The organism is Streptomyces sp. NPDC051041, assembly GCF_044456065.1.
GTDB classification, from domain to species: domain Bacteria; phylum Actinomycetota; class Actinomycetes; order Streptomycetales; family Streptomycetaceae; genus Streptomyces; species Streptomyces glaucus.
The window spans coordinates 106,074-127,968 of record NZ_JBITFM010000015.1 but is presented as its reverse complement, the minus strand read 5'-3'; the positions used below and the strand labels follow the sequence as shown (position 1 = coordinate 127,968).

The following is a 21,895-nucleotide window of genomic DNA, read 5'->3' as shown; positions in this document are numbered from 1 at the left end:
CCGGTGCAGTGTGATGACAATAGTCAATCATCGGGCCGCGTGCCGGGCGGGACGTCACCAGGGCCAGTCACCCCTGCAGGGCGGGCCGTCCAGGATGCGGGAGTGGCCCCCGAGCGGGAGGTCCGCGGCGGACGGCGAGCCGGAGGCGGCGCGGTTCAGCGGCGCTTCCTCGCACGGCAGAGGAGCGACTAACGCCCCGGCTTCCAGGGCCGCGATCCGGAGCAGCGGCTCGATGGAGTTCACGCGAGTCGACTCGACAGACATCGTTCCCCCTAACATGGGGGTGCAGTGATCACTACACCCCTGCACGGTTCTGCCGTGCGTCCGTCCCATTGGTCACGCTCGCCACGTCCGAGGGCATTGGTCCTCCAAGGGGCGTTAACATCAAGCGACTGCAAGTCATACGCTCCGGAACACGGAGTGACATCAGTTGCCCTCTCAGTCAACTTGAGCTCGGGTGATCATATGTACCGTCGTGAGGGGCGGCAAGTGACCCCGGGGCCCACCCCCCGTTGGAGCAACACGACATGAAGTCTCCCCTGGTCCAGCAGCCGGACTTCGGAGAGCGGCTGCGCAAGCTGCGCAAGCAACGCTCGCTGTCACAGCGCGATCTGGCCAAGGCACGCATCACTCCCAGCTACATCTCGCTGCTCGAATCAGGGCGACGCGTCCCCACCCTCGACGTGCTGGTGCAGCTGAGCACCGCACTCGAGGTGAGCCTGGAGACGCTCACCGGGGCACCCGTCGACTTCCCCGAACTCTCCGCGCGGGACACGGCACCGCCGTCGCCGCACGCCGGCCGCGACTCCGCCGCCCTGCGCGGCTCCGCGGCCGACGCCCTGCTGGCCGCAGGCTTCGAGGACCTGCCCCTGGACGTCCGCCGGGAGAGGCTGGAGGCGCTGTACCAGGAACTCCTGGCCTCTCCTCCCTCCTGGGCACTGGTCCAGGTCGCGTTCCAGCTGGCGCAGCTGCTGGCCGACCTCGGGGACGCCGAGGCCCGCTTCGGAGTGCTGAGCACGGTGGCGGGCATTCTGAAGGAGAGCGACTCGCCCGGCATCCGGCTGCGCACCTTCACCGACCTGGCGGCCGCGGCCCGGGACGCCGGGAACATGCCGGCGGCGCGCGCGGCGCTGGCCGACGGCCGGGCCGAGATCGAGGCGTCCGGCGCGCACCACAGCGCCGACCACGTCCGGCTGGTCTCCGTCGAACTGTCGGTCCGCTGCGAGGCCGACGAGCGACTCTCCGACCTCAGACCGCTGGCCGACGAACTCCTCGAAGCGGCCCGGCACATCGACTCCCCGGCCGTGCTCGGACGCGCCCACTGGTCCGTGGGCACCATGCTCGCCCGCTACCACCAGACCGAGGAGGCGGTGCCCCACCTGATGGCCGCGCGCGGCATACTGAGCAACGCCAGCCTGCCCATCCACGAGTGGCTGCACTTCTGTACCGCCCTGGCCTCGTTGCTGATCGACCTGGACGTCGAGGAGGAGACGGCCCGGCGGCACCTGGACGCCGCCCTGGCCGTCACGGAGGCCAGCGGCTGGCCGCCCACCGCGGCCCTGCTCAAGGCCAAGGCCCGCCACCTGGTGGCCCGTGGCGCCGCGGCCGAGGCCGAGGAGCTGTGCCGCCGGACCCTCCGGGGCGACCTGTTGGTCCGGGGCACGGACCGGGCGCAGTTCTGCGCGACCTGGGCGCGCGCGCTGGCCGCCCTGGACCGCACCGCCGAGGCCACCGAGCAGATGCGGGAGGCGGCGCTGCTCTTCGAGGAGTCCGGTCACCTGCGGCTGGCCGTGGAGTGCTGGCGCTGGCTCGACCAGACCCGCGATCGGATTCGTTCCTGAGCCGTGGCCGGCCGCTGCTCCGTCCGGCGGCCGCGGCGGGTTTCCGCGGCCGGTCCGCGCGGACAACGCCATCGGGGTGTGCGCCCACTTCGATGTGCGCACACCCCGGAACGCTGAGGCCGGCGGACCGGCCGCGCGGCTCAGATGTCCAGCGTCACCTCGTAGGACGCCAGCCACCGGTTGAGCCACAGCGCCGTCTCCAGGCCGCCCCGGTTGTACGGCATGCTCACGTCTGCCACCGGCCGGTCCAGGACGCGGCGGATGCGCGCCACGTCGAGCAGCGGCAGGACCGGGGAGCCGGCGTCGGCGAGCACGGCGGACAGCTCGGTGCGCAGGGCCGCCTCGTAAACCGGGTCCTGGGTCGCCGGATAGGGCGTCTTGGCCCGCTCCAGCACCGACGACGGCAGCAGGTCCCCGGCCGCCGCCCGCAGCAGGCTCTTCTCCCGGCCGTCGAAGGACTTCAGCTCCCACGGGACGTTGAAGACGTACTCCACGAGCCGGTGGTCGCAGAACGGCACCCGCACCTCCAGACCGACGGCCATGCTCATGCGGTCCTTGCGGTCGAGCAGCGTCTGCACGAAGCGCGTGAGGTTCAGGTACGTCATGCGGCGCATCCGCCGGTCGGTGTCGCTCTCGCCGGCGAGGACGGGGACCTCCGCGACGGCCTCGTCGTAGCGGGCACTGCGGTACCCGGGGATGTCGAGCTTCTCCAGCAGTCCGGGGTCGAGCATGGAGGTGCCGCCGAAGTACCGCGCGGAGCCGGACGTCAGCCACGGGAACGTCGGCGCCTCGACCGCGGCGGACCGGTGGAACCACTGGTACCCGCCGAACAGCTCGTCGGCCGACTCGCCCGACAGCGCCACGGTGGACTGCTCGCGCACCGCGCGGAACAGCAGGTACAGCGACGGCCACATGTCGCCCCAGTACGCCGGGGGCAGGTCGGTGGCCCGCAGCACGGCGGCGCGTACGGCCGGGTCGACCAGCTCCGCGCTGTTCAACAGGACTTCCCGGTGGTTGGTGCCCAGGTGCGCCACGACGTCGCGGACGTAGGGCGCGTCGGCGGAGCCGCGCACCGCGTCGGGCTCGAACTGGTCGCCCGCCGAAGTGAAGTCCACCGAGAAGGAGTTGACCGGGCCGTGGCCGCCGTCCCGCAAGGAGCGCTGGGCCAGCGCGGTGATCGTGGAGGAGTCCAGACCGCCGGACAGCAGGGTGCACAGCGGCACGTCCGAGATCAGCTGGCGGGAGACGACGTCCTCCAGCAGCTCGCGCACCGTGCGGACGGTGGTCCGCTGGTCGTCGCGGTGCTCGCGGGCCTCCAGCTGCCAGTAGCGGGACTTCGTCAGGCCGGACTCGCGGACCCGCAGGAGCTGTCCCGGGCGCACCTCGTACATCCCCGAGAACACCGCCCGCTCGGGCGTCTTGACCATGTCGAGCGCCTCGCACAGGCCGTCCCTGTCGACGCGGCGCGGCACCATCGGGTTGGCGAGGATCGCCTTGGGCTCGGAGCCGAACAGCACGCCGTCCGGGGTCGGGTAGTAGTAGAGCGGCTTGACGCCCATCCGGTCGCGGACCAGGAGCAGTTCCTCGGTGCGAGGATTCCACACGCCCATGGCGAACATGCCGTTGAGGTGCTCGGCGAAGCCCTCGCCCCACTGCAGGTAGGCGCGCAGCGCGACCTCGGTGTCGCTCCGGGTCCTGAACCGGTGGCCGTAGGAGGCCAGCTCGGTGCGCAGCTCCCGGAAGTTGTATATCTCCCCGCAGAAGGTCAGGGCGGCGAGCACGCGCCCGTCCTCCTCGGCCACCATGGGCTGGCGGCCGCCCTCCAGGTCGATGATCGACAGCCTCCGGTGGCCCAGCGCCACGTGGCCCGAGATCCACAGGCCCTCCGCGTCCGGCCCCCTGCAGATCATGGTGTCGTTCATGGCCTGGAGCAGGGGGCGCTCACGGCCGAGATCACGGGTGAAGCTGAGCCAGCCGGTGATTCCGCACATCGCGGTGACCTTTCTCTTCGGCCTGGTCCGTCAGGCGAGTCGGGCGTTGACCAGGTCGAGCAGCCGACCCGGCGTCTTGGCCTCGCTGACCACGTCCTCCGACAGCGTGATGCCGTGCGTGCGCTCCAGCTGCAGGACGGCGTTGAGGCGGGTCAGCGAGTCGAAGCCCAGCTCGTCGAAGGTGACGTCGGCCAGGTCGTCGCCGGGTTCGACCGGATCGGCGTAGCCGTTGCAGCCGTTGAGTACGTCGATCAGCTCGGTCAGGGTGAGGGCGGCCATGTTCTCTCCGTTCCTTTCAGGGCAGTCGGCGGGTCACGGGCGGGGCGGTGTGCCGGGCGCGCCGGTGACGTCGCGGGCGAGGGCGTCGAGCACCTCGGGCTCGAAGGGGCCGTAGGTGCGGGTGCCGTCGGCGTGCGGCTTGGACATCAGGTGTCCCAGACCGGGGTAGCTGCGCAGGGTCGATTCGACCCCGTGGGCGGTGGCGCAGTCGTGCACCAGCCAGGCCTGCCGGGGCGGGGTGGTCCAGTCGTCGGCGCCGACGTGCAGGGACAGCGGGCCCGGGACGCGGGCGGCCCGCTCGTAGGCGTGCGGCTGCGAGGACCAGTCCTGCCAGAAGGAGGCCGGGCCGGACTCGTCGCCGTGGTGCAGGGCGCGCCGGGTGGCGGCGTCGTACTCGGCGGTGAGGTGCGCCCACAGCCGCTCGGCCGGCACCCGGCTTCCCAGGCGGTCGTGGAGGTCGAAGTCGTCCCACCAGCCGCTGCGTCCCACGGTGTCGCGGGCCGCCGCCGCCAGGTCGACGTTCCCCTCGTCGTCGACGAAGCCCGCAGACACCAGCCATTCCTGGCGCCGCTGGAGGTGCATCCAGCGCCCGCGCACCGCGTAGCTCTCGGCCACCGGGGCCACCAGGATCAGCCGGTGGGGCGCGCCGAGTTCCTCGGCGGCGGCGAGGGCGACCTCGGTCCCCATGGAGATCCCCAGCAGGGAGACCCGGGCGGGGTCGACCTCGGCGCGCTCGCTGAGCCACTTCACGGCCGCCACGGCGTCCTCGACCAGGCCGGTGAAGGTCAGCCGGGGCGAGCCCGCGCCCCCTTGGAACGACTCGGTGACGAACCGGCTGTCGTAGCCGAGCACCACGGCGCCGCGTGCGGCGCAGGCCGCGGCCACGTCGTCGAAGAGCCGGACGGGCCCGTTGCCCGACACCTCGCCCGGGAGGAAGCCGGCGCGGTCCCAAGCGCCGAACGGGTGCAGGAGGACGACGGCGGGAGCCGCCTGGGCGAGGTCGGCGGGGGTGGTCAGCGTCCCGGAGAAGCCGTTCAGCGACACGGTCTCCCGGCGTACCGCGTGATGGTCCGTCATGGGGGTCACCTCATACCTCGATCAGCGTGCAGAACCAGTGCATTCCGGTGGCCAAGCCTGCCAGGGCCACCACGTCACCCGGTCGCAGCTCACCCCGTTCCCGGTGGGCCTGCAGGCAGATGAGCTGGTCGGCTCCGCCGCAGTGGCCCAGCTCGGCGGCCAGCTCCGCGTTGGTGCGGTCCAGGCCGATCCCCACCGCGCGGGCCATCTCCTTCATCGACTTCTGGTTGTCGTTCAGGTAGACGACGCGGGCGAGGCTCTGCCGTGGCACGCCGGCGCGTTCGCAGGCGCGGTCGATGACCTGCGCCACCCGCGCGTTGACGCTGCGGACGAACGCGGTGAGGTGTTCGGGATCCTTCCTGAAATGGCGGTACACCAGGGCCAGGGGATCGACGGTCAGGTTGGACTCGCCCTCCGGCGGACGGGGGGCCGCGGCGCCGCCGTACTCGATGCGGAAGAAGTCGGCGCACTCCGGATCGCTGATCTGCTCCGTGCCCAGCCAGCGCAACTGGCGCTCCCCGCGCCGCAGCACGGCTGCGGCGCTGCCGTCGCTGCCGAGGCAGGTGTTGGTGCGCATGCGGTTGCTGTGCTGTTCGCTGACGCGGTTCACGGTGACCAGCAGGACCGTGCGCACGTCTGGACGCACCGCCAGGATGCCGGCGATCCGCTCGAAGGCCGTCACACCCGAGGCGCAGGCCTGGGTGAGCAGCAGCGTGGGCGCCCCCGACAGACCGGCTTCCCTGGCCACGGCGGTGGACATGTCCCAGTTCAGGTGGTCGGGCACGTTGCTGTCGGCGACCACCAGGTAGTCGATGTCCCCGGCTTCGACGCCCGCCGCCGCGAGGGCCTTGCGGGCGGCGTCGGCGGCGAGCTGGACGGCCGACACCCCGTCGGCCGCCCGGTGGTAGGTGCGGTAGCCCCAGGCGAGGACGCGTTCGGGGTCGTCCACGTAACGCGACACCGTGTCGGCCACGCTCTGCGGATCGCCGAGCCGGGTGGCGAGGGACACGATTCCGAAATCTACAGGCGGCACAGTAGTCATCCCTTGTCGCATGGCGCTGTCAGGACTCGGCCGGGGCTTCGCGCATCGCCGCCGCGTTGGCCCGGACCGCGAGGAGGAGCAGGGCGAGGGTCTGGACGAAGGCGTTGGCGATCATCGCCAGCCAGACGCCGCGCAGTTCCAGGGCGGTGCTGGAGAGGGCCGGCGCGAGCACGGCCTGCAGGCCGGCGCCGGCCAACGTCACGTACGCCAGCACGCTGCCCTGCCCGCCGCCGAGGAAGACACCGCTGAGCACGACGTTGCACAACAGCAGTGCGATGTACACCGCCAGCCAGGGCGCCTGCCCGGACGCCGCCTCGTGGACCGCCGTGTCCCGCGTGGTCAGCTCCAGGGCCGGCGCGGCGCCGACGAGCACGAGCAGGCCGCTCAGCAGCGACCAGCCGATGCCGAGACGGATCGCCGAGGACCGGGTGCCGGCCAGGGCGTGGTCCTCGCCGGCGCCGCTGGCGCGTGCGGCGGCGATGGTGGCCGCCTGGCGGATCGCGTAGGCCGCCATGCTCAACACCAGCAGGCCCTTGGTGATGGTGCCGTACGCGGCGACCTGGTCGGTTCCGAAGCGGGCGATCACGCCGACGACGAGCATGCCGGCCGCCATGCGCACGAAGAAGTCCACGGCCATGGGCGCGCCGGCCTGCCAGATCTCGCGCAGCGGCGTGGGCCGTCCGGCCTCCGCCCCGTCGCCCGCGTCCTGGGCCCGGCGCCGGAAGTCCGACCTCAGGTAGAGGCGGACCGTCCACAGCAGCACGAGGGCGCGGGACAGGACGAGGGCGAGGGCCGCGCCGGCCACGCCCATCTCCGGCATGCCGAGCAGACCGAAGATGAGGACCGGGTCCAGCACCAGGAGGACGCCGTTGGCCAGCATCGCCATGCGCATCGGGGTCCGCGTGTCCCCGTGCGCCTTGAAGGCGCTGTCGACGGCGTTCTGGCCGTAGTAGACGGCGATGCCCGGGATGGCGATGGAGAGGTAGTCGTGCGCCAGTTCCAGGGCCCGGGCGTCGCTCCCGCCCAGGGTGAGGCGGGCCAGGGGGTCGCGGACCAGGAACAGGGTGACGCAGGTGACGGCGGTGACGACCAGGGTCAGCCGCCAGGTCGCTCCCAGCACGCGCCTGACCCGGGAGTGGTCCTCCGCTCCGACGGCGCGTGACAGGGCCACCGTGGCGCCGCCGCTCACCGCGAGGATCACGCCCAGCAGGACGTTCTCCAGACTGCTGGCGACGGTGACGGCACTGAGCTCCGCGGCTCCCAGCCGCCCGACCCAGACGACGCTGATGATGCCGGCGACCACGCCGGACATCAGCTCCAGGTAGACGGGCCACGCCACGGGGATCAGCCGGGCCGGGTCCACGCGTCCCAGCACCCCGCCCCTCGGGGTGCCCTCGGCCGGTCGCGTCTGGTCCGGCTCGGTGCCGGCGCTGGTGGGGGGTGTCATGCAGCATTCTCTTTCTCGGCGGATGGATCGTCGGTGCCGGGCGCCGGTGCGGGGTGTCCTCGGCGTCGTGCCGTGTCAGTGCAGGTACCGGCCGCCGTCCACGACGATGGTCTGTCCGGTGGTCGCCGTCGCGCCGGCCAGGGCGAGGACGGTGTCCGCGATCTCCTCCGGACGGACCACCCGCCCCAGAGCCGTGCCCGCCAGTACTCCCCGCAGCGCGGCCGGGTCCAGGGAGTCGGTCATCCCGGAGGCGACGGGGCCGGGCGCCACGCAGTTGACCCGCACGCCCCGCGGGCCCAGTTCCCGGGCGGCGGAGCGGGTCAGACCGACGACGGCGGCCTTGGCGGCCGCGTAGTGCGGTCCGAACGCCCCGCCGGTGAAGGCGGCGACGCTCGAGAGGTTGACGACGCTGCCCCGAGCCCGGGTCAGCGGCTCCAGCAGCGCCTTCAGGGCAGCGTACGGGGCCTCCACATTGGCGCGCAGGCAGGCGCGGAACGCGTCGGCCGACAACTCGTCGATCGGCGTGGGGCGTGCCCCTCCCACACAGTTGGCCAGCAGGTCGACGCCGTGCCAGTGGCCCGGGACGGCGACGGCGAGGCTTTGCGCCCCGTCGTCCTCGGCCAGGTCCCCCCGTACCAGCGTCAGTCGCTTGCCGGCCGGGTCCAGCTCGGCCAGCCGCTCGGGCCTCGACCGGTACTGGGCGAGGACCTCCGCGCCCTGGTCCAGGCAGCGGCGGACGAGGTCCAGGCCGAGGTCGCCGGAGGCTCCGGTGACCACCACGGTGCGCACAGTGCTCATCGGTCCGCCTCCGCGTGGACGAATGCCTTGGGTTCGAGCAGGAAATGGGTGAGGCTGCCGTCGTGGGGCAGCCCGGGCGCCGTCGTCCAGGGGTCGGCGGGACCGAGCACCACGCGGCGCACGGTCGGCTCGTGCAGGAGCTCCTCGGCCAGCTTCGCCGGTGCGCCGAGCAGCGTGACGACGAGGGAGTCGCGCAGCGGGCCGGTGCCCGCCTCGGCCGTCCAGGGAGCGACCACCGTGAACGGGAAAGGCAGTTCGGTGCCCAGGGCGGGGTGCGCGGGGTCGGTGGTGGACAGCACGACGGGCGGCAGGGCGTGCGAACCGTCGGCGATCTCCACCGTGCCGTGCGCTCCGGCCGCCGTCGTGGGATGCCGGTGCAGCCCGGTTCCGGTGAGGCGGTCGACCTCGCGGGCCAGTGCCGTGGCGCGGTCCGCGGTGAACACCGGCAGGGCGGCGTCCGGGTCGAGGACCGGCAGCGGCGTCAGGTGCGCCAGTTCGGCCGCGAGCGCGTCGGCGGTCTCGCGGACGTCCCCGGCGGTGAGCACGACGGAGGTGTTGGTGCAGCGCGCCCCGCCGTCGGCGGCGATCGTGCGGGCCGTGTGCGCGATCGCGGTGTCGTCGGCCGCCGGGCCGAGCAGCACTTTGCTGCGTCCGGGGCCTCGCACCGCCACCGCCGCCCTGCCGGACCAGCGGGCCACGGTGTCCGGACCGCCGTAGACCAGGGCCCGGTCGGCGTGCTTGACCAGGAAGTCGGCGGTGTCGTGCCCGCCGGGCAGGACGGAGAGGCGGTCGGCGGGCAGCCCGGCGGCGTACAGCGCGCGGGCCAGCCGCAGCGGTGTGAAGGGGTCGCGGCCACCGGGCCGTACCACCACCCCGTGGCCGAGGGCGACCGCCTTCGCCCAGGCCAGGTGCGGTTCGGGGTGGTTGCTGGGCGCTACCACGGCCAGGGTGCGGCCCCGGCGCACCCAGCGCACCGCGTGGGGCGAGCCGTGCGGCGGCGCGGGCAGCTCGGCGGCCACGGCTGCCGAGGCCCCGGCGAGGCCGTCGCCGAGCTGCCGCAGCGCACGGGCGTGCACGGCGTGCGGCAGCCCGGTGGCGAGCGCGGCCCGCCGGCAGTACTCCTGCGGGCTCTCGCCGTCGAGCGTCTCCTGCGCGAAGAGCCGTCCCGCCTCCGCCGCGTCCTTCTCGGGCAGCGGTGCGCCGGCGGACGCGGCGGCCCGCCGCAGGGCGAGCTGGGCCAGCAGCACCGGGGCCTGTCCCACGTCGGCGAGGTCGTGGCCGTCGACGCCGGTCAGCGGGACGCCGTCCTCGCTCTCCCAGGCGCTGCCGCCGAGCAGCGGATGCAGCGCCGGGCGCGTCGTCGTGACGCCCATCAGTAGACCCCTTCGATGACGGCGGCGCCGTCGGTCGGCGTGAAGGGCCGGATGTCGGCGACGTCGTCGCCGTGGCCGCCCTCGGGGGTGCCGGCCCGTACGACGCTGTCCCGCTCGGCCACGTTCGGCAGGAACATGTCCTGGCTGAGCAGGTGCACCAGGACCCGGCCGCGCTTCCCCACCGGCACCCGGTCCCCGGTCGCCGGGTCGACCACCTCGACGACGGACTGCGGCTGATGGGTGCGGAAGACACACCGGTGGGCCGGGTACCGGTCGCGGGGCAGCTGCGGAGCGATGCCCATGAGGCTGTTGCCGTACAGTCCGACGACGGCGGTGCCGGGGAAGTACTCCTCCTCCACCAGGCGCAGGGTGCCGGCGGAGATGCTGGTGCCGCTCCAGATCAGACCGCCGAGCCGACCGGTGAGCCGCTCGTGCAGCGCGGGCCGGGCGCACAGCGCCTCCAGCACCGGGGGCGTGATGAACAGGACGCCCACCTGCTGGCCGGCGACGATCAGTTCGGCCTGGTCCAGGACATGCTGGACGTAGGCGTCGGCCTCGTCCCGCCGGCCGGCGGCGATCAGCCGCTTCACCCAGCGGGGGTCGAAGTCGACGGTGAAGCAGACCCCGCCGCGCATCTCGGCGAGCGACCTCATCGACCGCCCCACGATGTGCGGGCCGGTCGGGCCGATGTGCAGCCAGTGCACCCCCTGCGGGAAGCCGTGGTCGGTCAGGACCGTGTTCACCCAGGACAGGGAGCGGGCGCGCGAGCTGCTCTCGACGATCCGCTTGGGGGCGCCGAGGGTGCCGCCGGACTCGTACACGCCGAAGGGCCGTCCCTTGGCGCCCGCGGGGATCAGGTCGTCGACGGGGACCGTGCGCAGTTCGGCGCTGACGTCGGGGAAGCGGCGCAGGTCGGCGAGGCCGGTGATGTCGCGGAGCGGGTCGAAGCCGAGGCCGGCCTTCCTGCGCAGCCAGAACGGCGATCCGGTGCGCTCGTCGAAGTGCCACTCCAGGACGGCCCGCAGGTGTTCCTCGGCGCTCAGGGAACCGATCTCCTCCTCGAGCGGCGACCGTGCGGCAAGGCTCATGCTGATATCAGTCCTTCTCGTGCTGTGCGCCGCCCGCGGGCGCTGTCCAGGGCGTTGCCCACCATGCGCACGCCGTGCTCGGTGAACAGGGACTCGGGGTGGAACTGGACGCTTTCCAGCGGCAGTCGGCGGTGTCTGAGGGCCATGACCTCGCCGTCCCCGGACCGGGCGGCGACCTCGATCTCCGGGGGGAGGGTGGCGGGGTCGACCACCAGGGAGTGGTAGCGGGTCACCGTCAGCGGCGAGGGCAGGCCGCGGAAGACGCCGCGCCCGTCGTGCGCGACCTCGTCGCACTTGCCGTGCATGGGCCGCCGGGCGTGCACCACGCGGGCGCCGAAGGCCTGGGCGATGGTCTGGTGACCCAGGCACACCCCGAAGATCGGGACGCGGCCGGCCAGGGCGCGGACGGCCTCCAGGGACACGCCGGCTCCGTCCGGGGTGCCCGGCCCGGGCGAGAGCAGCAGCAGTTCGGGCGCCAGCTCGGCGATCTCCCCGACGGTCACCTCGTCGTTGCGGAACACCCGGCACTCCACGCCCAGGGTGCCGGCGTACTGGACGAGGTTGTAGACGAAGGAGTCGTAGTTGTCGACGACGCAGATCATCCGGCCGCCCTCCCGAGGTCGATCCCGGCGGCGCGCGCCGCGGCACCGAGCTTGGCCAGGCACTCGGCGTGCTCCTGGGCCGGATCGGAGTCGTAGACGATGCCGCCGCCGGCCTGCAGGCGCACCTGTCCCTGGTGCAGCACGGCGCTGCGGATGGTCAGCCACAGGTCGACGTCGTGGGTGCCGAAGCTGCCGACCGCGCCGGAGTAGAAGGACCGCGGGACCGGCTCCAGCTCGTCGATGATCTCCATGGCCCGCACCTTGGGGGCGCCGGTCATGGTGCCGGCCGGGAAGGTGGCGGTGATCAGGTCGGCGGCGGTGAGCCCGGTGCGCAGCTCGCCGGTGACGTCGGAGGTGAGATGCATGACGTGGGAGTAGCGCTCCACCTGCATCAGGTGCGGCACGGTGATGCTGCCGGGGACGCAGACCCGGCCCAGGTCGTTGCGCGCCAGGTCGACGAGCATGCGGTGCTCTGCGAGTTCCTTCTCGCTGCCGTACAGGTCGCGTTCGGCCCGCAGGTCCGCCGCAGCGTCGGCGCCGCGGGGGCGGGTGCCGGCCAGCGGACGGATCACGGCCCGCGTCCCGTCGAGGGTGACGCACGGCTCGGGGGAGCAGCCGGCCACCTCGAACTCCCGGCTGCGGTACCAGAACTGGTACGGCGAGGGGTTGAAGGAGCTGAGCGAGGAGTACAGCGACAGTCCGTCCGCCTCGGCCTCGGCGGTGACGGCCAGCGACAGCACGACCTGGAAGATGTCGCCGTCGACGATGTAGCGCTTGGCCTGCTCGACCGCGGCGTGATGGCCGTCGCGGCTGAGCGTGAACCGCGCCGTGCCGGCCCGCTGGGGGCGCGGCGGCCGGGCCTTGGGGGCGGTCAGCAGCCGCACCGCGCGCGAGCAGGCCCGCCGGGCCGCGGAGGCGTCGCCACCGCGGCCGACGACCCGCACCGCGGCGTCCTCGAAGCGGATGAGGATCTCGGGCAGGAACAGGTCGTAGACGGGCAGGTCCTCCCCGGAGCGGGGCTTGAGGCGCTCGATGTCGCGCACGGCGTCGTAGCCGACGACGCCGAAGAAGCGCCGCTCCTCGGGGTGGCGGGCCCGGTCGAAGTCCAGGCCGTCCAGGAAGTGCACGGCCGCGTGCAGGGCGGTGCCGCCCGCACCGGGTTCGCGGCTCGGGCCGCAACTGATCAGGGCCAGTTCGCCCACGGCCAGCACACCGGGCCGGGCGGGTCCCGAGCCGGAGGTGGCCAGCAGGATACGGCCGTTGCCGCGCAGCGCCGCGGCGGCCCGGGCGGGGTCGACCGGACCGGGCAGGATCTGCTCGTGCCGGTGGACCGTGCCGCCCGGGCGCAGCGCCGAGACGATCGGGGCGCCGGCCGGGCGCGGCGCCGGCCGGGTCGGGGCGCCGCCCGTCATACGGCGGCTCCCCGGTCGAAGCGGGCGGGGACCCGGAACTGGGTGCGCTCGTGGGCGCCGACCGGCTGTCCCATGGCGTAGCGGAACGCGGCCAGCTGGATGGCCCGGGGCGGGCAGCCCTCGACGTAGATGCCGGCGTCGCGGCTCTCGTAGAGGCAGTTGCCGACGAGGACGACCTGGCCGCGCAGTTCGGGCAGGGCGGCCTGAGGACCCGAGACGACCGTCATCTCCCCGTCCCAGGCGCGCAGTTCGTCGCCCAACGCCTCGAAGGCGGCCGCGATCCAGCGGCGGCAGGCCGGGCAGGCCCGGTCGGCGTGCACATGGATGCCGGGGCGCGGCGCGGTGATCACCGACGGGGCCCGCTTGATGGTGAAGGCCAGTTCCTCGAACGGCGTGCCGAGCAGCTCGACCTCGGAGAGCTCCGCCGGTCCCATGCCCCGGCCGTGGGCGTCCTGGAGGTAGGCGACCTCGTACGCCTTGAAGCCGGCGAGTTCGCTGACGGCCACGTCGAGGGCGACGGCGTTGGTCGACGCGGCGAGGAAGCCGACCTCGCGCAGGTCGCCCTCCATCGGGTAGTTGCCCTCCACGACCGTGCTGCCGTCGCTGACGACGAGGTGCTGCGGGCGCAGCAGGTTGAGGTCGACGGTCGACTCGTCGACGCCTGCCATGTGCACGATCCGCGTGGTGAAGCCCGGCAGCAGGCCGACGAGGTTCTTCATCGCGTTGGAGTACACGACGCTGGCGTGGGTGCGCAGCTGCGGGACCCCGATGAAGTAGTCGCAGTCCAGGACGAGTTCGGGGACGGCGATGGGCACGCGCAGTGAAGTGGCCCCGGGGATCGCGGCGACCCGCAGGGGCATGTCGTCGAAGCTGACCACCTGCGCGTACCGGTGCACGGCGTGGTCGCGCAGCACCTCGGTGAGGGCGTGGGTGCGCTCGGCGACCACGGGCCGGGCGCCGCGGTCGGCGACCGCCTTGGCGATGGCGGCCAGCAGCGCCGGGCTGACGTGGAAGCCCGGTTCCGTCTGGAACATGTTGGGCTTGATCAGGACGCGCTGTCCGGAGGTGAGGGCGTCCAGCGGATCGCCCAGCAGGCCGAGCAGCCTGGTCAGGGCCTCCTCCATCTGGGCCTGGTCCGCCCGCGGGTCGGTGCGGGTCAGGGCGACCGGCCAGGTGCCCCGGGCGCGGCCGGACGCGTCAGTCATCATCGTTCTCCACGGCTATGACGCGGGCCGGGGCGGCTTCCACGCCGGAGACCTTGACGGGCAGGGCGATGAGCTGGACGACCTGCCGGCTCAGCTCGTGCATGTTGGTCATGTACTCGATGAGCGGGATGCCGGCCCCCAGCAGCGCGTGGTGGACCGGGGACTCGCGGTCGCCGGGGCGCTCGGTGAGGCAGTCGAAACCCACCAGGCGGGCGCCGTTGTCGATGGCCCACTGCGCGGCGGACGGGGTCAGGTAGGGCGGCTTGTCCCAGTAGTCCTCGCGGCCCCAGGCGCGGCGCACGTAGTCGGTGCGGATCAGCAGCCGGTCGCCGGGCTGCCAGACCTCGCCGAGCGCCTTGTCCAAGTCGTCGGCCGTGACCGGGTCGAGGTCGCCCTTGTAGGACAGGTCGGCGACGCAGGCGCGCCCCACCAGGGTCTCCAGCGGCACGGCGTCGATGCCCTCGGCACCGGGGAAGAAGTGCAGCCGGTACTCGATGTGCGTGGCATTGTGCGGGAACAGGTGCAGCGTGGAGAAGGTGCGCTCCGTCCCGTTCGGGTCGTCGTCCGGTGTCATCGCCCGCTCGGTGGTGAACTTCGGGAACCACGGGGCGGGGTAGGAGGGCATTCCCTCGTAGAAACCGTGCGTCAGATCGATCAACCGCGGCACAATGCCTCCTTGGATTCGCGGTCACGGCTGCACAACACTCCACCACGGAGTTGACTTCTGTCAACAGTGGTTGAGCCCATCGGGCAACTGATGTTGACTGTAGTCATCAATCAGGGTCGCGGCCTGCCTCGGCGGGCCGCTCGCACCCGGCCCAGTACGCCCTGAGCGCCTCCTGGGCGACCGCTCGCTCCGGCCAGCCCAGCGCCGCGGCGGCGCGGGCGATGTCGGCGAACTCCGGCTGCACCGTGCGGCCCGGTCCGTCGCCGGACACCTTCACGCGGACGCTCTGCCGGTCGCCGACGGGCCCTACGGCGACCCGCGTCAGATGCCGGACCGCCAGGCTCCGCCGCGCCGTCCACCACCGCACCCCGAGCGTGCAGGTGTGCGCGAACAGCACGTCGGTGACCACGCCGCGGGCCTCCGGCGGGCACAGCGCCGTGACCTGCCGGCCGGGCCGCCCGCCGCGCGCGGTGACCGGCGTGGTCCAGCAGTCCCAGGCCCCGGCCGCGCGCAGCGCCTCCAGGACGCCCGGCCACAGCCGGGGGTCCATGTCGTCGACCGTGCTCTCCACCACGGCCACCTCGTCCGTCCCCGCGGTCCCGCCCGTGTCCGGCCGGGGCGCCGCCGACGAGCGGCCGATCGTCACCCGGGTCACGTTGGGCCGGTCGGGCAGCTCCCGGGTGCCGCCGCCGCAGCCGACGGCGGTCACCCGCATCGCCCCCGCCGGTCCGGGCCGGGCCAGCGCGGCCACCAGGGCGGCGCCCGTCGGCGTGGTGCACTCCCCGGGCAGTGCGCCGCCCGCCAGCGGCAGACCGTGCGCCCGGGCGATCTCCAGCACCGCGGGCACCGGTACGGGGAGCACGCCGTGCGCCCCGCGGACCTGCCCGCTGCCGGCCTCCAGGGCGGAACAGGTGACCCGGACCCCGTCGGCGAGCAGCCCGAGGTCGTCCAAGGCCGCCGCGCACCCCACGACGTCCGCGAGCGCGTCGAAGGCGCCCACCTCGTGGAAGTGCACCTCCTCCCGGCCGACGCCGTGCACGGCCGCCTCCGCGTCAGCCAGCAGCTCGAACGTCCGCAGCGCGAACGCCGCTGCGGCGGGGGTGAGCCGACCGGCTCCGGCGAGCAGCTCCCGCACGTCGCGCAGGTGGCGCTCGCGGTCGGCCACGGCCGGCATCAGCACCTCGACCCGGGTGCAGGCCAGCCCGCCGCGCCGGGCGGACTCCGCGCGTACGGCGAGGCCGGGGACGCCGAGGGAGGCGATCGCCTCGTTGACGCGCTCCGGCCGGGCGCCGGCGGCCAGCAGGGCGCCGAGCAGCATGTCGCCCGCCACCCCGGTGGAGCAGTCGAGGTGAGCCGTCAGCGGGGCGCCGCCGCCTGCGCCGGGGAGGTCAGACATGAGGGGTCCCTTGTGCGGTGGGGGCGTCGACGGAGCCCGCGGCCGGGGGCGTGGTGTGCCCGCCGGGGGTTCCGGGCGCGGTCCGCGCCTCCGGCGCCGGCGTCTCGGAGGGCGCGGAGTGCGCGGGAGGCGCGGCCTTCGCGGAGGAGGCTTCTCGCGCCGGGGGCGCCGCTTGCGCGGGGGCCGCGGCGTTCGCGGCCGCACTCAGCCGCGCGATCCTCGCGGCGTGCACGGCCGCTCCGAACCCGTTGCCGATGTTCATCACCGCCACGCCCGGGCTGCACGACGTCAGCATCGCCGCCGCAGCCACCAGCCCGCCCGCGCCGACCCCGTACCCCACCGGGCTGGGCACCGCGACCACCGGCATGTCCACCAGGCCCGCCACCACGCTCGGCAGCGCGCCCTCCATGCCCGCGATCACCACGGCACAGGCCGCTCCCTCCAGCTCCGGCAGGGCGTCCAGCAGCCGGTGCAGGCCCGCCACGCCGACGTCGGCGACGAGCCGGCCCCGGGCGCCGAGCACGGCGAGCGTGGTGAGGCACTCGTGTGCGACGGCGAGGTCCGAGGTCCCCGCCGCGAGGACCGCCACCGTGCCGTGCGGCTCCGGGAGTTCGCCCACCACGACGGTGCGGCCCAGCCGGTCCACGGTGACCGGGCCGTCCTGGCCGGCGAAGAACTCCTCCGCCCCTGTCAGCACCTCGGCGGGACACCGGGTGGCCAGCGCCGGCCCGCCCGGGTCGGTCCGCCGGAGCCCGGCCAGCAGGCGCAACGTCTGCTCCGGGGTCTTGCCCTCGGCGAAGACCACCTCCGGCACGCCGGTCCGCCGCCGCCGGTCGGGATCGAGGCGGGCTATTGACTCGACGTGCACCACGCGTTGACTATCGAACCGCAGATCATTCACTAGAGTCAACTTAGGTAGATACCGGAGTCAGCGCAATGGCCTCAGCGAGTTCTGTGCCCCGTCCCGACGCCGTCGACCGGCTGCTGGACGGTCTGACGCACCTGGACGGCCTGGTCGTCGCCTTCTCCGGGGGAGTGGACTCCACCGTGCTGCTGGCCGCCGCGCTCCGCGCGCTCCCCCCGGACCGGGTCGTCGCCGCCACCGCCGACTCCCCCAGCCTGGCCCGCGGCGAACTGGCGGACGCCCGGCGCCTGGCGGCCCTGCTGGGCGCCGAGCACGTCACCCTGCCGACGGACGAACTCGCCGTCGACGGCTACCGGGCCAACCGGGGCGACCGCTGCTACTTCTGCAAGCACACCGTGCTCACCGTGCTCACCGCGTTCGCCGCCTCCCGGGGCCTGCGGCACGTCGCCACCGGCACCCACGCCGACGACCTGCGCGCCCCGCACCGCCCGGGGCTGCGGGCCGCACGGGAACTCTCCGTCGTCGAACCCCTCGCCCAAGCCGGTCTCACCAAGGCCGACGTACGGGCCCTGGCCCGCTCGTGGGACCTCGACGTGGCGGACAAACCCGCCGCCCCCTGCCTTGCCTCCCGCGTCTCCGTCGGCGTCCCGGTCACCCTCGAACGCCTCAGCACCGTCGAACGTGCCGAGACGGCGGCCCGCACCTTCTTGGCCGGCCACTCCCTCACCCCGCGCGACCTGCGGGTCCGCCTGCTCCCCGAGGGGTTCCGCCTGGAGGTCGACACACCCACCTACGCCGGCATCCTCACCCGGGACCTGTCCGCGACGGTGCTCGACCACCTCGCCACCGCCGGACTTCCGGCGTCCGGCAGCATCGCCCCGTACCGGTCCGGCTCCGTGGCCACCGGCGCGTCCTAGGTGCGCCGCGAGGGGGGCCTTCGGGGGCGCTCACCGTCACGGCGGGCGACGCATCACCTCGGAGTCCGTCCTCGACCACGACGCCCGCTTCCTCGCCGAAGCCCGAGGGGACGCCCCTCCGCGGACCCCGGGACAGCAGCGGGGACAGGTCCCCTGGCGCCGGGCACGCACGCCGCGAACCGGCCACCGGGTCCGGCAGGTGGCGGACGAGGAGGGCGGAAGAACTGTCCCGGAGAATGAGGATCAGGAGGAGGAAGCCCTTTCATGGCCTCGCCATGGGCGAAGCCGGCACTCGGCCCGGGATCGGGCCGCGCGGGTTCCCGGGGGTGCTGACCCGGGAACCCGGGGCAGTCCCTACCGGACGACGCGTTGCCCGCCGCGGGCGATGCTCGCGCTGGTCGTGAGCGGCGGTCCGCGGAGCGGGCCGTCCGTCAGCACGGTCGGCTCCGGGACGGACGCGACGAGGCGACGGCGGCGGAGGTGCGGGTTTTCTTCTCCCGGACGGCCGCTCCAGAACACCTGGACGACCTGCGACGACGCCATCACATGGCTCAGCCGCATCAGGACCGGACCGACGCGCCTGGCTCTCGGAGGCGGTGAAGCGGGTCAGCTCCCACGGGTCGTGTGCGCTGAAGACGGTGATCCCATCGGCGTGGTCGCGTCGCAGGGAGCGCAGCCGGTCGCGAGTCGCGTCACGAGCCTCGGCGTCGGTCTGCGCTCCCTGCCGGACCGGTTCGAGGACGGGGTGGGAGAGGGGCGGCGTGCGCTCGGGCCCGCCGTGATACGTGTACGCGTCACCCGCATGCGGCAGCCACCGTCCGTCGCCGTCGCGCACGGCGACACCCGAGTGCCCCGCCGAGTGGCCGGGCAGCGGCACCAGCGGGAGGTCGCATGCCGGTCCCTGTGGCCGGGCCACGCCGGGGAGGCCGGACCACTCCGTGCGGTCCGCCATGGGCGCGGCGGTGAGCGGCGGGTCGTGCGCCCGGTGCGCCGGCATGAAGCGGTCGAGGCTGTGCTGGTGGTGCGCTGCCGTCGGGCCGGTGACGGCCCGGTACTCGTCGGGGTGGACGTGCACCTGCGCGTGAGGGAAGTCCGGCAGCCCTTCCGTATGGTCGCGATGCAGGTGGGTGGGCACGATGTGCCGCACGTCCCGGGGCGCGTACCCGAGGCGGACGACCTGCCGCAGCGCGCGCTCCTCGGGATCCGGCGCGGGCTGGGCGTGGGCGACCCGGTCGGCACCCAGCGACCGTTCGGGGTGCCGCAGGTCGGCGGTGCCGAGACCGGTGTCGACCGGGACCAGCCCGTCCGAGTCCGTCTCGATCGGCCGGGCCGCGGCGCGGTCAGGGCCGCCCGGCGGTGTCCTCCGGAGCCGTTTCGGGTTTGGTGTGGAGGACCTCGCGGGCCTGTTCCGCGGCGCGGATGGTGCTCTCCCGGATGAAGTCGAGGAAGCGGGCGATGTTCTCCAGGCGGGTGGCGGCCGGGGTGCCGGGGCCGAGGACGCCGACGCCCTGCCGCGAGACCTCGACGACCTGGGCGAGGGAGGTGGCGCTGGCGATCATCGCCTGGTACCAGACGTCGTCGCCGACGAGGTAGCGCTCGCGGCGGCGTTCGTCGCGTTCCCGGCGGACGAGGCCCTGGCCCTCCAAGAACGCGATCGCCTTGGAGATGGACGCCGGGCTGACCTGGAGGCGCTGGACGAGTTCGGACGCGGTGAGGCTGCCCTCGTCGGTGGTGTAGAGGCAGACCAGCACCCGGGACATCATCTTGGGCACGCCCGACCGCATGAAGACGGCGGTGAGGGTCTCCTCGTACGCGCGCACGGCCTCGGGGTCGCGTCCGTGGGGCTGCTCGGGCGTCTGCTGTCCGCGCCGGGGCGCGGCCTGCCGGCGGCGGTGGGCACGGCGTTCGGCGGCGAGGTGGGCCAGGTCGGCGCGGTAGGCGGTGGGGCCGCCGTTGCGCATCACCTCGCGCGTGATCGTCGAGGTCGGCCGGTCCAGGCGCCTGGCGATCTCCGCGTAGGGGAGGCCGTCGGCCAGTCCCAGCGCGATCCGCTGGCGTTCCTGCTGGGTGAGTCTGCCTCCCGGCATCGCGGTCTCCTTCGTGGTGCGCGGTGAGGGCAGCGTAGCGTTCATCTTCGAATCGTTGCAACGGAGAGAGTGAGGGACTGTTGCGTTAACTCCGAGACCATTGCAATGATTTATGGGCTGTCACCTGGTGTTTTGTGATTTCAGTGCAACAAATTTATTGCCAGATAATTGAACGCAACGTAGCGTTTCATTCGTCGGAAACAGCGAGTCGAGGAGTCCACGATGCAGAAGACCCAGAGCACGACGCACACGTTCGCCGCCCCCGCCCCCATCACGGCCGTCCTGGACGTCCCTGCCGGACGCATCCGGTTCATCGCCGCCGACCGGGCCGACGCGACCGTCGAGATCCTGCCCGCCGACCCCTCCCGCAGCCGGGACGTGAAGACGGCCGAGGAGACCGCGGTCGAGTACCGCGACGGCGTCCTGCGCGTCGAGACCCCGGTGGGGAACCAGTTCCTCGGTCCGTCCGGGACGCTGGAGGTCACCGTCCAGCTGCCCGCCGGCTCGAGTGTCCGGGCGAAGGCGGCCAGCGGCGAACTCCGCGGCGTGGGACGGCTCGGCGACGTCGACTTCGAGGGCGCGCACGGCACGGTCAAGCTCGACGAGACCGCGAACGCCCGGCTGTCCCTCCAGGCCGGCGACGTCCTCGTCGGCCGCCTCGACGGATCCGCGGAGATCACCACGCAGAAGGGCGACCTCACCGTCACCGAGGCCGTGCGCGGCACGCTCACCCTGCGCACCGAGCAGGGCTCCATCACCGTCGGCGCCGCCCGCGGCACCTCCGCCACCCTCGACGCCGGCACCACCCACGGCCGGATCGGCAACTCCCTCTACAACGCCGCCGGTTCCGCCGCGGACCTGGTCATCCACGCCACCACCACCTACGGCGACATCACCGCCCGCAGCCTGTAACAGCGCCCCGGCACCCGCCCCGTGAGGAAGGACGCCGCCATGACGCCGCCGCTCGCACACCCGCCCGCTGCGGCGGCTCCGGCCGGCCCCGGCCCGGTCGCCTCCTTCCTCCGGTTCGCAGTTCTCGGCGGCGGTGCCGGAGTCCTCTGCGGCCTCACCGTGCCGCTGCCGGCGGCCGCGGTGCCCTGGGCGGTCGCGAACGCGGTCGTCACCGTCGCCTCGGCCCTGCTGTGCACCGAACTCCACGCCCGCTTCACCTGCGCCGAAGGGCGGGGCGCCCGACGGCGCGAGCACTGGCGGTCCGCGGGCCCGGCGACGGCCGCCTACCTGGCCACCAGCGTCGCCGTACGGGTCCTGTACCTGCTGCGGCCTTCCCCCGGCCCGCTGACCGAGCAGCTCGTCCACCTCGGCGCCTCCGGCCTCGCCGGCACCGGCCGCTTCCCCGTCCTGCGCCGCTGCGTCTTCGCCCCCGCCGCGGCCGGGCCGTACGGCCGCCGGTTCCGTACCTCCGGCCGGGCACCGGTCCGTCGGCGTCGCGAACGCCAGGAGGAGGACTGCCCGACCGGATCCGGCGGGGGAGAGGGGCGATTGCGCGGTGAGCGGAAGGTGCGCCGACAGCCCGGGGGCGTGATGCCCACGCGCCGGACGAAAGGGTGGCGCAGGTCGTCGACGGTTCCGAAGCCGGTCCGCCCGGCGATCACGGTGATCGGATCGTCGGCGGCCTCCAGGCGGCGCCGGGCGGGCAGGATGCGCTGCGCGGTGACCCGCTGCGGGGCGCGGTCTGCACGAGTACCGCCGCTCCGCCCCGAGCCGTCCGGGTGAGCGGGGCGCGTCGCCGCCGAGGCGGACGGCGAAGGCCCGGCACGAGAAGCCGGAGAACCTCCGACGCCGCCTCG

The 21,895-nt window shown here is 73.7% G+C and carries 20 protein-coding genes; 4 read left to right on the top strand and 16 right to left on the bottom strand.

Features of this window, described 5'->3' with window-relative positions; translation table 11 throughout:
- Nucleotides 1-54: 54 nt before the first annotated feature.
- A complete protein-coding gene (locus ACIBAI_RS22180) occupies nt 55-264 on the bottom strand; it encodes a hypothetical protein (RefSeq protein WP_399036659.1) in 210 nt (69 codons plus the stop codon).
- 263 nt (nt 265-527) lie between these two features.
- Here ACIBAI_RS22180 and ACIBAI_RS22175 point away from each other — a divergent pair, with 263 nt between their 5' ends.
- The gene (locus ACIBAI_RS22175; RefSeq protein WP_399036657.1) at nt 528-1,841 is read left to right on the top strand and encodes a helix-turn-helix domain-containing protein; all 1,314 of its coding nucleotides are present in this window, start codon (nt 528-530) and stop codon (nt 1,839-1,841) included.
- Nucleotides 1,842-1,981: 140 nt separating this feature from the next.
- Here ACIBAI_RS22175 and asnB read toward each other — a convergent pair whose 3' ends face one another.
- The 14 genes from asnB to larB form a co-directional block, all read right to left on the bottom strand.
- Nucleotides 1,982-3,832, bottom strand: coding sequence for an asparagine synthase (glutamine-hydrolyzing) (gene asnB / locus ACIBAI_RS22170; RefSeq protein ID WP_399036654.1), 1,851 nt, complete (start codon nt 3,830-3,832; stop codon nt 1,982-1,984).
- Between the two features lie 30 nt (nt 3,833-3,862).
- Nucleotides 3,863-4,111, bottom strand: coding sequence for an acyl carrier protein (locus ACIBAI_RS22165; RefSeq protein ID WP_399036651.1), 249 nt, complete (start codon nt 4,109-4,111; stop codon nt 3,863-3,865).
- Nucleotides 4,112-4,144: 33 nt separating this feature from the next.
- The gene (locus ACIBAI_RS22160) at nt 4,145-5,188 is read right to left on the bottom strand and encodes an alpha/beta hydrolase family protein (RefSeq protein WP_399036649.1); all 1,044 of its coding nucleotides are present in this window, start codon (nt 5,186-5,188) and stop codon (nt 4,145-4,147) included.
- Nucleotides 5,189-5,198: 10 nt separating this feature from the next.
- Nucleotides 5,199-6,197 (bottom strand): 3-oxoacyl-ACP synthase III family protein, encoded by a 999-nt coding sequence (locus ACIBAI_RS22155; protein ID WP_399036646.1) that lies wholly within the window; start codon nt 6,195-6,197, stop codon nt 5,199-5,201.
- A 52-nt stretch (nt 6,198-6,249) separates the two neighbouring features.
- On the bottom strand, nt 6,250-7,677 hold the full coding sequence (locus tag ACIBAI_RS22150) for an MATE family efflux transporter (RefSeq protein ID WP_399036645.1): 1,428 nt from the start codon (nt 7,675-7,677) through the stop codon (nt 6,250-6,252).
- Between the two features lie 75 nt (nt 7,678-7,752).
- Complete coding sequence (locus ACIBAI_RS22145) at nt 7,753-8,475, bottom strand: SDR family NAD(P)-dependent oxidoreductase (protein WP_399036643.1); 723 nt, start codon at nt 8,473-8,475, stop codon at nt 7,753-7,755.
- Complete coding sequence (locus ACIBAI_RS22140) at nt 8,472-9,848, bottom strand: aldehyde dehydrogenase family protein (RefSeq protein WP_399036641.1); 1,377 nt, start codon at nt 9,846-9,848, stop codon at nt 8,472-8,474. The genes ACIBAI_RS22145 and ACIBAI_RS22140 overlap by 4 nt, the downstream gene beginning before the upstream one ends.
- On the bottom strand, nt 9,848-10,936 hold the full coding sequence (locus ACIBAI_RS22135; RefSeq protein ID WP_399036640.1) for a phenazine biosynthesis protein: 1,089 nt from the start codon (nt 10,934-10,936) through the stop codon (nt 9,848-9,850). The genes ACIBAI_RS22140 and ACIBAI_RS22135 overlap by 1 nt, the downstream gene beginning before the upstream one ends.
- Nucleotides 10,933-11,538 carry an anthranilate synthase component II gene (locus ACIBAI_RS22130; protein ID WP_399036638.1) on the bottom strand — a complete coding sequence of 202 codons (606 nt, stop codon included), beginning with the start codon at nt 11,536-11,538 and terminating at the stop codon, nt 10,933-10,935. The genes ACIBAI_RS22135 and ACIBAI_RS22130 overlap by 4 nt, the downstream gene beginning before the upstream one ends.
- A complete protein-coding gene (locus ACIBAI_RS22125; protein WP_399036636.1) occupies nt 11,535-12,950 on the bottom strand; it encodes an anthranilate synthase component I family protein in 1,416 nt (471 codons plus the stop codon). Before ACIBAI_RS22125 ends, ACIBAI_RS22130 begins: the two co-directional genes overlap by 4 nt.
- The gene (locus tag ACIBAI_RS22120; protein WP_399036635.1) at nt 12,947-14,158 is read right to left on the bottom strand and encodes a DUF362 domain-containing protein; all 1,212 of its coding nucleotides are present in this window, start codon (nt 14,156-14,158) and stop codon (nt 12,947-12,949) included. Before ACIBAI_RS22120 ends, ACIBAI_RS22125 begins: the two co-directional genes overlap by 4 nt.
- Entirely contained in the window at nt 14,148-14,822 is a 675-nt protein-coding gene (locus ACIBAI_RS22115) for a cyclase family protein (protein ID WP_399036633.1), read from the bottom strand. Before ACIBAI_RS22115 ends, ACIBAI_RS22120 begins: the two co-directional genes overlap by 11 nt.
- Before the next feature lie 106 nt (nt 14,823-14,928).
- A complete protein-coding gene (gene larC / locus ACIBAI_RS22110; RefSeq protein WP_399036631.1) occupies nt 14,929-16,218 on the bottom strand; it encodes a nickel pincer cofactor biosynthesis protein LarC in 1,290 nt (429 codons plus the stop codon).
- Nucleotides 16,211-17,089, bottom strand: coding sequence for a nickel pincer cofactor biosynthesis protein LarB (gene larB, locus ACIBAI_RS22105; RefSeq protein WP_399036630.1), 879 nt, complete (start codon nt 17,087-17,089; stop codon nt 16,211-16,213). The genes larC and larB overlap by 8 nt, the downstream gene beginning before the upstream one ends.
- An 83-nt stretch (nt 17,090-17,172) precedes the next feature.
- On the opposite strand from larB, the gene ACIBAI_RS22100 reads away from it, so the two are divergent.
- Nucleotides 17,173-18,000: an asparagine synthase-related protein gene (locus ACIBAI_RS22100; protein ID WP_399036628.1), complete on the top strand. Its 828-nt coding sequence runs from the start codon at nt 17,173-17,175 to the stop codon at nt 17,998-18,000.
- Nucleotides 18,001-19,340: 1,340 nt separating this feature from the next.
- Here the strand turns inward: ACIBAI_RS22100 and ACIBAI_RS22095 are convergent.
- A complete protein-coding gene (locus ACIBAI_RS22095) occupies nt 19,341-20,087 on the bottom strand; it encodes a helix-turn-helix domain-containing protein (protein ID WP_399036707.1) in 747 nt (248 codons plus the stop codon).
- 222 nt (nt 20,088-20,309) lie between these two features.
- Between ACIBAI_RS22095 and ACIBAI_RS22090 the strand changes: the two genes are divergently transcribed.
- Together ACIBAI_RS22090 and ACIBAI_RS22085 are read left to right on the top strand one after the other, a co-directional pair.
- On the top strand, nt 20,310-20,999 hold the full coding sequence (locus tag ACIBAI_RS22090) for a DUF4097 family beta strand repeat-containing protein (RefSeq protein ID WP_399036626.1): 690 nt from the start codon (nt 20,310-20,312) through the stop codon (nt 20,997-20,999).
- Between the two features lie 39 nt (nt 21,000-21,038).
- Complete coding sequence (locus ACIBAI_RS22085; protein ID WP_399036625.1) at nt 21,039-21,821, top strand: hypothetical protein; 783 nt, start codon at nt 21,039-21,041, stop codon at nt 21,819-21,821.
- Nucleotides 21,822-21,895: the final 74 nt, after the last annotated feature.

Excerpts from the sequence above, each read along its gene's own strand:
- ACIBAI_RS22180 (WP_399036659.1), bottom strand. The coding sequence starts at position 264 with ATGTCTGTCGAGTCGACTCGCGTGAACTCCATCGAGCCGCTGCTCCGG.
- ACIBAI_RS22175 (WP_399036657.1), top strand. The coding sequence starts at position 528 with ATGAAGTCTCCCCTGGTCCAGCAGCCGGACTTCGGAGAGCGGCTGCGC.
- asnB (WP_399036654.1), bottom strand. The coding sequence starts at position 3,832 with ATGTGCGGAATCACCGGCTGGCTCAGCTTCACCCGTGATCTCGGCCGT.
- ACIBAI_RS22165 (WP_399036651.1), bottom strand. The coding sequence starts at position 4,111 with ATGGCCGCCCTCACCCTGACCGAGCTGATCGACGTACTCAACGGCTGC.
- ACIBAI_RS22160 (WP_399036649.1), bottom strand. The coding sequence starts at position 5,188 with ATGACGGACCATCACGCGGTACGCCGGGAGACCGTGTCGCTGAACGGC.
- ACIBAI_RS22150 (WP_399036645.1), bottom strand. The coding sequence starts at position 7,677 with ATGACACCCCCCACCAGCGCCGGCACCGAGCCGGACCAGACGCGACCG.
- ACIBAI_RS22145 (WP_399036643.1), bottom strand. The coding sequence starts at position 8,475 with ATGAGCACTGTGCGCACCGTGGTGGTCACCGGAGCCTCCGGCGACCTC.
- ACIBAI_RS22140 (WP_399036641.1), bottom strand. The coding sequence starts at position 9,848 with ATGGGCGTCACGACGACGCGCCCGGCGCTGCATCCGCTGCTCGGCGGC.
- ACIBAI_RS22135 (WP_399036640.1), bottom strand. The coding sequence starts at position 10,936 with ATGAGCCTTGCCGCACGGTCGCCGCTCGAGGAGGAGATCGGTTCCCTG.
- ACIBAI_RS22130 (WP_399036638.1), bottom strand. The coding sequence starts at position 11,538 with ATGATCTGCGTCGTCGACAACTACGACTCCTTCGTCTACAACCTCGTC.
- ACIBAI_RS22125 (WP_399036636.1), bottom strand. The coding sequence starts at position 12,950 with ATGACGGGCGGCGCCCCGACCCGGCCGGCGCCGCGCCCGGCCGGCGCC.
- ACIBAI_RS22120 (WP_399036635.1), bottom strand. The coding sequence starts at position 14,158 with ATGATGACTGACGCGTCCGGCCGCGCCCGGGGCACCTGGCCGGTCGCC.
- larC (WP_399036631.1), bottom strand. The coding sequence starts at position 16,218 with ATGTCTGACCTCCCCGGCGCAGGCGGCGGCGCCCCGCTGACGGCTCAC.
- ACIBAI_RS22095 (WP_399036707.1), bottom strand. The coding sequence starts at position 20,087 with ATGCCGGGAGGCAGACTCACCCAGCAGGAACGCCAGCGGATCGCGCTG.
- ACIBAI_RS22090 (WP_399036626.1), top strand. The coding sequence starts at position 20,310 with ATGCAGAAGACCCAGAGCACGACGCACACGTTCGCCGCCCCCGCCCCC.
- ACIBAI_RS22085 (WP_399036625.1), top strand. The coding sequence starts at position 21,039 with ATGACGCCGCCGCTCGCACACCCGCCCGCTGCGGCGGCTCCGGCCGGC.